This window comes from Staphylococcus auricularis (assembly GCF_051172115.1).
GTDB classification, from domain to species: domain Bacteria; phylum Bacillota; class Bacilli; order Staphylococcales; family Staphylococcaceae; genus Staphylococcus; species Staphylococcus auricularis_A.
In genome coordinates this window covers 112,385-124,175 of record NZ_JBPIZN010000004.1, presented here as the reverse complement: position 1 = coordinate 124,175, position 11,791 = coordinate 112,385, and the positions used below count along the sequence as shown (strand labels likewise).

At 37.2% G+C, this 11,791-nt stretch carries 2 protein-coding genes; one reads left to right on the top strand and one right to left on the bottom strand.

Annotation, left to right across the window (positions count from 1 at the left end):
• Nucleotides 1–98 precede the first annotated feature (98 nt).
• Nucleotides 99–1,703 carry a xylulokinase gene (locus ACSBRB_RS08420; RefSeq protein WP_435032399.1) on the top strand — a complete coding sequence of 535 codons (1,605 nt, stop codon included), beginning with the start codon at nucleotides 99–101 and terminating at the stop codon, nucleotides 1,701–1,703.
• A 131-nt stretch (nucleotides 1,704–1,834) separates the two neighbouring features.
• Here ACSBRB_RS08420 and ACSBRB_RS08415 read toward each other — a convergent pair whose 3' ends face one another.
• Nucleotides 1,835–11,695, bottom strand: a complete 9,861-nt coding sequence (locus tag ACSBRB_RS08415) for a YSIRK-type signal peptide-containing protein (RefSeq protein WP_435032398.1) — start codon at nucleotides 11,693–11,695, stop codon at nucleotides 1,835–1,837.
• Nucleotides 11,696–11,791: the final 96 nt, after the last annotated feature.

Genomic DNA, 11,791 nt, shown 5'->3' with positions numbered 1-11,791 from the left:
GAAGATGACCTTAAACTTTAACTCATTTGTTTGTGACTCTAGGTGTGATTGTGGTAGGGTTTGGTTGAAATCGATTTCAAAAAGGTGTGAGAAGAAGCATGAATATAGAAGAAGGAAAGCGTTTAATAGACAACGGTGAACTCTCGGTTGGCATAGAATTTGGTTCGACGCGTATTAAGACTGTCGCTATCGATGTACAATGTCGAACACTTGCGACCGGTGCTTACGAATGGGAAAACGACTATAAAAATGGCTATTGGACCTATTCCATGAACGAGACATGGGTAGGATTGCAACAAAGTTATCTCGCTATGACTGAAGACTTGAAAGCGCAGTATCACACGCAATTAACACACATTGCTTCTCTCGGTATCAGTGGTATGATGCACGGCTACCTTGTCTTTGATGATAAAGACGACCTGCTCATACCGTTTCGAACGTGGCGCAATAACAATGCGAATCAAGCGGCACATATCTTAAGGGAAGACTTCGACGTGAATATCCCTGAACGATGGAGCATCGCCCATCTCTATCAAGCTGCGATCGATCAAGAACCCCACGTCAAAAACGTTCAATATATGACCACATTGTCCGGTTACGTTCACTGGTACTTAACAGATGAACAAGTGATTGGTGTCGGAGATGCTTCAGGTATGTTCCCTATTGATCATACAACGCAAAGCTATCGTAAAGATCTGCTAGACCGGTTTAATCAATTATTTAAAGCACGTGGTTATACACAACAGATTGAAGACATCCTTCCAAAGGTAGTGACAGCCGGAGAACAAGCAGGCACTTTAACCGCGACTGGAGCCAAACTCATCGATCCACAAGGGTATCTTAAGCCTGGTTGTCCTTTATGTGCACCAGAAGGCGACGCAGCTACTGGTATGATCTCTACAAATAGTGTGGCACCCCGTACTGGGAATGTTTCAGCAGGTACAAGTATTTTCGCAATGATTGTGCTAGAAGAACCGATTCAAGCGCTCTATCCGGAAGTAGATAGCGTCATGACACCAGACGGCTACGAAGTTGCGATGATTCATGCGAATAACTGTACGTCAGACATCAACGCTTGGATGCAGCTCTTTGAAGATGTACTACAGACATTTGGTGTAGATTATGATAAAGAAACACTTTTCACTAAACTATTTCAACAAGCACTTAAAGGTGATGACGATTTAGGAAAATTATTATCTTACGGTTATGTATCCGGTGAATTTATTACAGATGTGCCACAAGGTTACCCAATGTTCATACGCCAAGTAGACAGCAAATTGACTTTAGCTAACTTTATGAAAACATTGATTTATAGTGCGTTTGCGACTTTGAAAATTGGAATTGATTTACTCAAAGAGAACGAGCACATTCAGATTGATACAATGTTAGGTCATGGCGGTATTTTTAAAACTGAAAAAGTAGCACAATCATTTCTCGCTGCTGCGTTAGAGAGTCAAGTGAGTGTGATGCAAACCGCATCTGAAGGCGGTGCTTGGGGCATTGCTGCACTCGCACGTTATATCTTTGAATCTGATAGATATACATTATCTTCTTATTTAAAAGAGGTCGCTTTTGAGGATACTGAAGCCATCACAATCACACCGACTGACGATGATATCGCCAGTTTCCGAGACTACACTCAACGCTTTCAATCTGGGTTAGAATTAGAAAAACAAGCTGCAACATTGTTTGATAGAAAATAAAATTTTGAGCAGAGTGGCGTGGCCTACCCTCACATGTTATAGCAAGTTATACAAAATAAAACCAGCGGTCCTGATAACAGGAACCGCTGGTTTTTTATTAGTCTAATGCTTTCGGATATGAAGTTATTCTATTATTTGTTGTCTTCTTTGTTGTGACGACGTTTTCTGAAGAAGATGAGTGAGCCAAGTGCTGCAAATAATGTACCGAGTAGTGTGCTATTCGCAGCTGTGTTATCTGTTGTTTCACCAGTATCTGGTAATGTTTCGTTATCTTGACCATTTGAAGTGCTATCTGCATTTGATGCAGTTTGTTGTGCTTCGTTTACTGTATCAACCACTTCTTGGATTGTAGTGCTTTGATCAATTTGATAGTTGTAATGGTTTTGGTCACTTTCACTTAATGGTAAGCGATTGATAGCTTGATGGGCATCATGTTTCGCATTATCAATCTCGTCTTCTGAATGTTGTTTGATGTTTTGTAATGTCGCTTTATCAACTACTTTGTTAACGGCTTCAGATGTTGTTGCATCATCAATGTCATGTTTGTATTTATCTTTTTCAGCCGGTGTTAAGTTGTTGAGTTTATCGATGTTGGCTTTACCGTGTTTTTTCACACCGTCCAAGTCAGTATCTGTTAGTTTGTTTCCATGATGTTTACTATCTTCATCTTTTGCTTTATTGATGATGTTGTCGATTTCTTCTTTTGTTTTGGCATTGCCGATGTCATGTTTGTATTTATCTTTTTGTTGTTTGTTTAGATGTTTAAGATTATCGATGTCGTCTTTACCATGTTTTTTCACGCCGTCTAAGTCAGTATCTGTTGGTTTATTTCCATGGTGTTTGCTGTCTTCGTCTTTTGCTTTGTTGATGATGCTGTCGATTTCTTCTTTCGTTTTAGCGTTATCGATATCATGTTTATATTTGTCTTTTTGGTCTTGGCTTAGGTGTTTAAGTTTATCGACATTATCTTTACCATGTTCTTTCGCTTTAGTTAAGCTTTCTTCTGTTTGATGTTTGTTGTCTTCATCTTTCGCTTTATTGATGATACTGTCGATTTCTTCTTTGGTTTTCGCATCGTCGATGTCGTGTTTGTATTTATCTTTTTCTTCTTGGCTCAAGTGTTTAAGACTGTCGACATTATCTTTACCATCTGCTTTTTGATTATCTACTAAGTTTGAAGCATCTTGTCGTTGTGCTGCTTTCACAATATCTGCTATTTCTTCTGAAGCTTTCGCTTGATTAATTTGTTCTTTGAATTTCGCTTTTTCTTCGTTTGTTAAGTGATTTAACTGATCTAATTCTGAATTACCGTGAGATTTTGCTTCTGTTAAGTCTTTGTTTTCAATGTCTTTCGCTTTCGCATCCGCTACAGCTTTATCTATTTCTTCTTTTGTTGTTGCGTCTTGTACACGTTTATTAAATGTTTCTTTTTCTGTATCTGTGAGATCTTTAAGACCATTAACTTCATTTATGCCTTCTTCTTTTTGGCTGTTGAGTAAATTATCTGCGTCTTGATCTTTAGCTTCTTCTACAATGTCATCGATAGTTGCTTGATCTGTTGCGTTTTTGATTTGATCTGTGAAGTTATCGACTTCTTCATCACTCAAGTTGTCTAAACCTTTAATTGTTGTTGTGCCTTCGGCTTTTTGTTTATCTAGTAGGTTTGAAGCATCTTGGTCTTGTGCTGCTTTCACAATGTCTGCCACTTCTTCTGGTGTTTTCGCATTATCGATATCTTCACTTACTTGATCTGACTCTTCATCTGTTAAGTTGTTGAGTTCTTCTACTTCTGTTTTACCGTTAGATTTTGCTTCTGTTAAGTCTTTATTTTCGATGTCTTTCGCTTTCGCATCTGCTACAACTTTATCTAATTCTTCTTTTGTTGTTGCGTTTTCAATGCGTTTATTGAATGTTTCTTTTTCTGAGTCAGTTAGATCTTTAAGACCATTAACTTCATTTGTGCCATCTTCTTTCTGGCTAATGAGCAAGTTGTCTGCGTCTTGGCCTTGGGCTGTTTCTACAATTTCTTCTATTGTTGATTGATCTTTTGCGTTATTAATTTGTTCTGTAAAGTGATTAATTTCTTCATCACTTAAGTTACTTAGGTCTTCAACAATTGTTGTGCCTTCGGCTTTTTGTTTATCTAGTAAGTTTGAAGCATCTTGGTCTTGCGCTGCTTTCACAATATCTGCTACTTCTTCTGGTGTTTTCGCATTATCAATATCTTCATTTACTTGACCTGACTCTTCATCTGATAAGTTGTTGAGGCCTTCTACTTCTGTTTTACCGTTAGATTTTGCTTCTGATAAGTCTTTGTTTTCGATGTCTTTCGCTTTCGCATCCGCTACAGCTTTATCTATTTCTTCTTTTGTTGTTGCGTCTTTAATACGTTTGTTGAATGTTTCTTTTTCTGATTCGGTTAAGTCAGTAAGATTACTTACTTCATTTGTGCCGTCTTCTTTTTGGCTATTAAGTAAGTTGTCTGCATCTTGTTGCTTAGCTTCTTCGACAATGCTATCAATTGTTTCTTTATCTTTTGCGTTATTGATTTGTTCAGCAAAGTTATTGAATTCTTCTTCTGTAAGGTGGTTAAGTTCTTGAATTGTGTCTGTACCTTCACCTCGTTGTCGATTCAATAAGTTATCTGCGTCCTGTTGCTTAGCTTCTTCTACAATGCCATCAATTGTTGCTTTGTCTTTTGCATTCTTAATTTGATTTGCGTATTTATTGAACTCTTCTTCTGTAAGATGATCTAAGGCTTCAATTGTGTCTGTACCTTCACCGCGTTGGCAATTTAATAAGTTTGTCGCATCTTGTTGCTTAGCTTCTTCTACGATACTATCAATTGTTTCTTTATCTTTCGCGTTGTTGATTTGACCGGCAAAGTGATTGAATTCTTCTTCGGTTAAGTGATCGAGTGCTTGAATTGTATCTGTGCTTTCACCACGTTGTCTGTTCAATAAGTTTGTCGCATCAGTGTCTTGTGCTGATTTAACAATTTGTGCAACAGCTTCAGGTGTTTTAGCGGTATTCAATTGTTCTTTGATATCACTGATTTCTTCGTCAGTAAGATGATCAAGTGCGTTAACTGTGTCTTGGCCTTCTTGTTTAGCTTGAGCTAAATCTTTATTTTCAACATTTTTAGCTTTTGCGTCTGCCACAGCTTGATCAATATCTTCTTTCGTTGTAGCCCCTTTGATACGTTGATTAAATTCTTCTTGTTCTTCTTTAGATAAATCTTCTAAACCATTGACTTCGTTTGTGCCATTTGCTTTTTGTTGATCTAGTAAGTTCGCAGCATCTTGTTGTTGGGCTTTTTCAACGATGTCATCAATCGTTGCTTGATCTGTTGCATTCGTAATTTGTTGTTCGAATTTCGCTGCTTCTTCCTCTTTCAAGTGTGTTAATGCTTGAACAGTGTCTGTACCTTCACCTTTTTGACGGTTCAAGAGATTTGTTGCATCTGTCTCTTGTGCTTTATTTACAATATCTGCCACAGCTTCAGGTGTTTGAGCATTGTTGATTTGTTCTAAAATATCTGTTCTTTCTTCATCTGTTAAGTGTTGTAATGGGTTCACGGTTGCTTGACCATCTTGTTTAGCTTGAGCAAGGTCTTTATTTGCGATTGCTTTTGCTTTCGCATCCGCTACAGCACCATCGATATCTTCTTTTGTTGCTGCATCTTTAATACGTTGATTGAATGCATCTTGTTCTTCTTCTGTTAAATCTTCAAGACGATTAATTTCATTTGTACCGTCTGCTTTTTGATTATTGAGTAGGTTTGTTGCATCTAGTGTTTTAGCTTGTTCAACTATATCATCAATCGTTGCTTTATCGTTCGCTTTGTTGATTTGATCTTGATAGTCAGCAAGCTGTTTGTCAGTCAAGTGTGATAACTGACCTACATCCGTTGTTCCATTTGCTTTTTGACTGTTCAAGAGGTTGGTTGCATCTTGTCCTTGAGCTTGTTGAACAATTTCAGCGACAGCAGCTGGAGATTTAGCATCATTTAATTGTTGTTTCAATGTTTGTTGTTCTGAGTCTGTTAAGTTAGACAATTGATCGATAGCTGCTTGTCCTTGTTGTTTAGCATCGCTTAAGTCTTTATTTTCAACGTCTTTCGCTTTCGCATCTGCCACTGCACGATCGATATCTTCTTTCGTTACAGCATCTTTAATGCGTTGATTGAACTCTGCTTGTTCTGCGTCAGATAAATCTTTCAGACCGTTCACTTCATTTGTACCTGCATCTTTTTGATTGTTGAGTAAGTTTGTCGCATCTTGCTGTTGTGCATTCGCTAAGATTTCATCGATGTTTGCTTTCGTCGCAGCTTTACCGATTTGTTCTTTGAATGCTGATTTTGCTTCATTTGATAAATGATTGAGTTGATCGATGCTACCTTGGCCTTCACCACGTTGAGCACTGAGTAAGTTATCAGCATCTTGTTGTTGTGCATCTCTGATAATATTGGCAACATCAGATGGTGTGCCTGCACTGTCAAGTTGTTGATTAATGTTTGTGCGGTTATCTTCAGTTAAGTGTGTTAAACGTTCAATTTCAACTTGAGCATCGCGTTTGGCATCTGAAAGATCTTTCGCTGCTTTGTTTTGTAAGTCTTTTGCAGTTGCTTCATTGACCGCTTCATCAATCGCTTCTTTGCTTGTCGCATCGTTGACACGTTTAGCAAAATCAGATTTTTCATCATCAGAAAGGTTCGTTAATCCATTCACACTTGTTGTACCTTGTTGTTTTTGTTTGTTGAGTAAGTTTGATGCACCTTGATCTGTTGCGTCAGAAACGATTTTTTCAATTGCAGCTTGAGATGTCGCATCATTCACTTGTTGTTTGAATTGATCTTTTTCATCATCTGTTAAGTCTGCTAAACGATCGATTTCTGAAACGCCTTGTTGTTTTTGTGTATTCAATAAGTTAGAAGCGTCTTGTTGTTGTGCTTTACGAATGATATCTGAAACAGCATCTGGCGTTTTTGCTTCTGCCAGTTGTTTATTAAATGAAGTTGTATTGTCTTCAGTTAAATGTGTTAACTGACCAAGTGCTGTTTTGGCATTATCTTTGGCTTGAGAAAGATCTTTGTTTGCGATGTTTTGTGCTTTCGCTTTATTGATAGCTTGATCAATCGCTTCTTTCGTAGTTGCATCATTGACTTGTTGATTGAATTGATCTTTTTCGTCATCGGACAAGTCAGCTAATTGGTTAATGTTTGTATGACCTTGTTGTTTTTGAGTATTGAGTAAGTTCGCTGCATCTTGTTGTTCGGCCGCTTCATATATTTGATCAATGTCTGCTTTAGATTTAGCTTTGTTGATTTGTTGTTGATAGCTATCTTTTTCATCGCTAGATAAGTTAGCTAAGCCTGAGATTTGATGCGCGCCTTGTTGACGTTGATTGTTGAGTAAGTTCGTCGCGTCTTGTGCTTTCGCATCTTCGACTATGCGATCGATATCTGCTTTCGTTGCTGCATCATTCAGTTGATTAGTGTAATTACCTTGTTCTTCTTCAGATAAATGACTTAATCCTGAAACGGTTGTTGTACCTTGTTGTCTTTGACTGTCTAATAAGTTTGATGCATCTTGTTGTTGCGCTTGACTAACGATGTTTGCCACATCTTCAGGCGTTTTAGCGTCTGCAAGTTGTTGTGCAATAGCATCTTGGTTGTCTTCAGTTAAATGGCTCAACTGCTCAATCGTTGTTTGTGCATCACTTTTCGCATCAGATAAATCTTTTGCGGCTTTATTTTTCAGATCTTGCGCTTTCGCATCATTCACGACATGATTGATTGCTTCAGCCGTTGTTGCTTTTTTAATTTGATCGTTGAATTGTGCTTTTTCGTCATCAGATAGATGTTCTAATGCATTGACATTACCATTACCTGTTGATTTTTGCGTATTTAACAAGTTATCGGCGTCTTTCGCTTTGGCATCCGCTACGATTTGGTTAATTGCGGCTTCAGCATCAGCATCTGTCACTTGTTGTTTATATTGTGCTTTTTCGTCATCTGTTAAGTGTTCCAATGCTGAAATAGCGTCAGAACCTTCGTCTTTTTGACTATGCAATAAGTTGTCAGCATCTTGTTGTTGTGCTTGTTCTACAACTTTTGCGACTGCGTCAGGTGTCTTCGCATCATTTAATTGTTGTTGGATTGAAGTTTGATTGTCATCAGTTAGATGTGTCAGACGTTCAATTTCACTTTGAGCCGCTGTTTTGGCTTGAGATAGGTCTTTATCTGCTTTATTTTTAACGTTTTGTGCTTTCGCTTGATTAATCGCTGCTTCTATATCTTCTTGTGTTTCGGCATCTGTAACTTGTTGGTTATACTGTGCTTTTTCGTCATCTGTTAAGTCAGCTAAGCCGTTAATTTCTTTAGAACCATCTGTTTTTTGATTATTTAATAGGTTTGACGCATCTTGTTGTTGTGCTTTATTAACGACGTCTTGAATGGCTTTTTGGTTTTTCGCGTCATTAATTTGTTGTGTGTAATTTGATTTTTCATCATCTGAAAGATGTGTGAATGCATCAATTTGTTGGTTACCTTGATTGCGTTGTTTGCTTAATAAGTTAGAGGCATCTTGGCCTTGTGCTCGATTAATGACGTCATCGATTACAGATTTAGATGTTGCTTCATCAAGTTGTTGTGTAAAGTCTGCCATTTCTTCATCTGTTAAGTTGTGAAGTTGAGCTAGATTTGTTTTACCTTCTGTTTGTTGTTGTTTAAGTAAGTTTGAACCATCTTGTTGTTTAGCATTGTTAATGATTTCATCAATACTTGCTTTTGTTTGAGCTTCGTTTAATTGTTGTTTAAAGTCTTCACGTTCTTTATCTGTTAGGTTTTCTAAACCAGTTAATGTCGTTTGGGCTTCTGATTTTTGATTATTTAACACATTGTTACTGCTTTGGGTTTGCGCATCTGTAATCGCTTGATCAATCGCATCTTTTGTCGTTGCTTTACTGATTAAATCTCTAAATCTGGCTTTTTCTTCCTCTGTCAGATTATTGATTTTGTTTAATTCAGCTGTACCTTGTTGTTTTTGTTCATCTAATTGGTTATCCGCATCTTGTTGTTGCGCATTTTTTAGAATATCAGTTACAGCTTCAGGTGTTTTAGCGTTTTGAAGTTGTTTTTTAATGTCTGAACGATTACTGTCAGTTAAGTGTGTTAAACCATCAACAGTTGTTTGTGCAGTTTGTTTTGCTTTATTTAAGTTATTTTCTGCTTCAGCTTGTACATCACGGGCTTTCGCATCATTGACTGCTTGATCGATGGCTTCTTTGGTTGTGGCATCAGTGATTTGTTTTTTGAATTGAGATTTTTCATTATCTGTTAAGTTACTTAACCCATCTAATTGTTTATTACCGTTTGTTTTTTGGACGTTTAAAAGATTTTTGTCATCTTGTTGTTGTGCATCTTTGAGGACTTGATCGATACCTGCTTTATCGTTAGCTTTATCAATTTGATCTTTGAATTGTGATTTTTCATCATCTGATAGGTTACTTAAATCATCTAACTGTTGATTGCCTTGTGTTTTTTGATTGTTAAGTACGTTTGTAGTGTTTTGTTGTTGTGCTTTTTTCACAATTTGATCAATCGCATTTTTATTAGGCGCTTTATCGATTTGATCGTTAAAATCTGATTTTTGATCATCTGTTAAATCTGATAAATCGTTGATACCATTTTTACCTTGATCTTTTTGTTTATTTACTAGGTTACCCGCATCTTGTTTTTGCGCTTCTTTAACCACATTATTGTTATCTGTTAGATTTTTGCTGTCATCAACTTGTTTAGTGTATTTTGCTTTTTCATCGTCGCTTAAATTACTCATGTTGTTGATTTGGTCTTTCACCATCGTTTTTCCTTCATTACGCACACTAGCCGCTGTTTCTTGCAAGTTAGGTAATGAATTTATGTTTTCAAAACGAGAAAGTAAAATTTCTTTTTTAGTATCATCTACAGCATCGAAGTTACTGATTTCTTCATAAACATCTTTATATTGATTTAAAAATGTCGCAAAATCTTGGAAAGTGAGGTTATAAACATCTGCTCCTTTAAGTATTCCTGTATTAACTTGTCTGTGATATCTAATACTCAATGCACTTTTAGGGTCGAAATCGTCTGCATTGATTACTGCTTTAAAGCTTAAAGGTTTCCCATTTGAAACGAGAGATAATGCACGTTTGTATTCAATTTCGTATTCTCCGTTACCTTTATTCGTTAATTGATCCCCTTCAGTAGTGACACTTTCAACATGATCTTTTAGATAATCGTTAAATTTTACTGTATAACGGTCAATCGCGTTAAAACCAAAAGAAAGACCCTCGTTTTGATTTAAAGTGACATCGAGTTCAGCCTTACCATTATCTAACAATCTAAATTTAACAGCATTCATGCTTGTCCAATCGTTGCCTTTAGCTGTACCTTCTGAAGTTTTCTGGATGTTTAACAATTTACTGTAATCTGTTCTCGCTTGGTCTTGCACTGCACGATCTTGTGCTCTTGAAGCAGGTATGCTAGCGGTTACGAATCTGTTATTTGTACGTACACGAGACTCAGCAGGTGTAGCTTTCGGTTGCATTTGATCTTGAGTTTCTGCTGCACGTTTTAACAATTTAAGTCTGAGTGCATCATAGACTTCATCACTAGTCACATCTTTATTGTTTGGGATAACGCGTTTTGCGATATCTTGAGATTCTTTTTGACTCACATCATTGTCTTTGAGGTAATCTTCGACAAACTGTTGTTTATTTCCTTCATCTTTGATACCTGCTTTAAATTGTTTGGCATCTGTCAATTCGTATTTTTTATCGTCTTTTTGAGTAATTTGAGGCGTTTCTGTAGATGCTTGTTCGGAGTTGGTTGTTGCTTTGTCATCACGTGTTTCAGCGTCAGAAGCTGGTTCTTCTTTTTCTTTATCAGGGAATAGTTTACCTTCGGTATCTATGCCTTCGTCTGTTCGAGGTGTGTCTTTATCTTCTGAAGTAGTATCTTTATCATCTTCGGCTTCAGTATTTTCATGTTCTTCGGATGCGTCATCTTGGTCGGATTCATGATCTTCTGCAGGTTTCGTAGCTGGAGTGGATTCGTCAGGAGTATTTTCTTCGTCTGTAGCTTCTGATTCGTGGTTTTCTTCGTTAGGTGTTTCTGTAGATGTTTCATTGTCATCTTTTTGTGTTGTGTCATCTGATTCAGCAGCTTTTTGTGATTTATGTACGGGTTGATGGTCTGCTTCGTCATCATCTTGTGTTTCGGATTGATTGTTTTCATCTGTTGTGGCTTCATTTGAGCCTTCATCGGCCGGTGCTTCTTCACCCTCATCCTCTGAATCGCTTGTTTCGTCTACATTTTCATCTGTGTTTTCGTTTTCGTTAGTTGATTCTTCTTCGTTAGATGTTTCATCTGAAGCTTCATTTTCTTCTTCTTTGGTAGCTTCATCTTCGTCTGTCGTTGCTTCCTCTGTATCATCCGTTGCTTCTTGTGAAGGTTCTTCTGATTCGTCACCTTCTTCTTCAGTCACTTCTGACTCTTCATGTTCAAGTTCGTCGATTTCTTTTTGACGTTGCGCTTCGTCATCTGAATCATCTGCATCGTTTTCGTTATTCTCTTCTGCACTTGGCTCTGTTTCAGTTTCTTCTGCTGATTCGTCTTCTATATTTTCATCATCATTGTCTGTATGAGCTGCTTCGTCTGTATCTTCGGCATCGTCAACAGTCACTTCTGACTCTTCGTGTTCGAGTTCATCAATTTCTTTTTGGCGTTGGATGTCTTTCTCATCAGGATCATGCTCTGATTGTTCTGAATCTTTTGTAGTAGAAGTTTGTTTATGTTCGCTATTTGCTTGATTATCTTCGGCAGCATCTGCTACGCCATTTGCGCTTAAAAATAATAAACTTGAAATCAGTATGGAAGCTGTCCCTACAGTAAATTTACGAATAGAATACTTGTTTTCTCTGTTCGGTAAAAAGTCTAATTTCTTTTTCATATCATTAGCCCCTTCTTCACATGAATTCTAGTGTCATAGCGATGTTTTCATTATATATCAATACCACTATATAGCAATACTACACATTAAAATTAT

Excerpts from the sequence above, each read along its gene's own strand:
- ACSBRB_RS08420 (WP_435032399.1), top strand. The coding sequence starts at position 99 with ATGAATATAGAAGAAGGAAAGCGTTTAATAGACAACGGTGAACTCTCG.
- ACSBRB_RS08415 (WP_435032398.1), bottom strand. The coding sequence starts at position 11,695 with ATGAAAAAGAAATTAGACTTTTTACCGAACAGAGAAAACAAGTATTCT.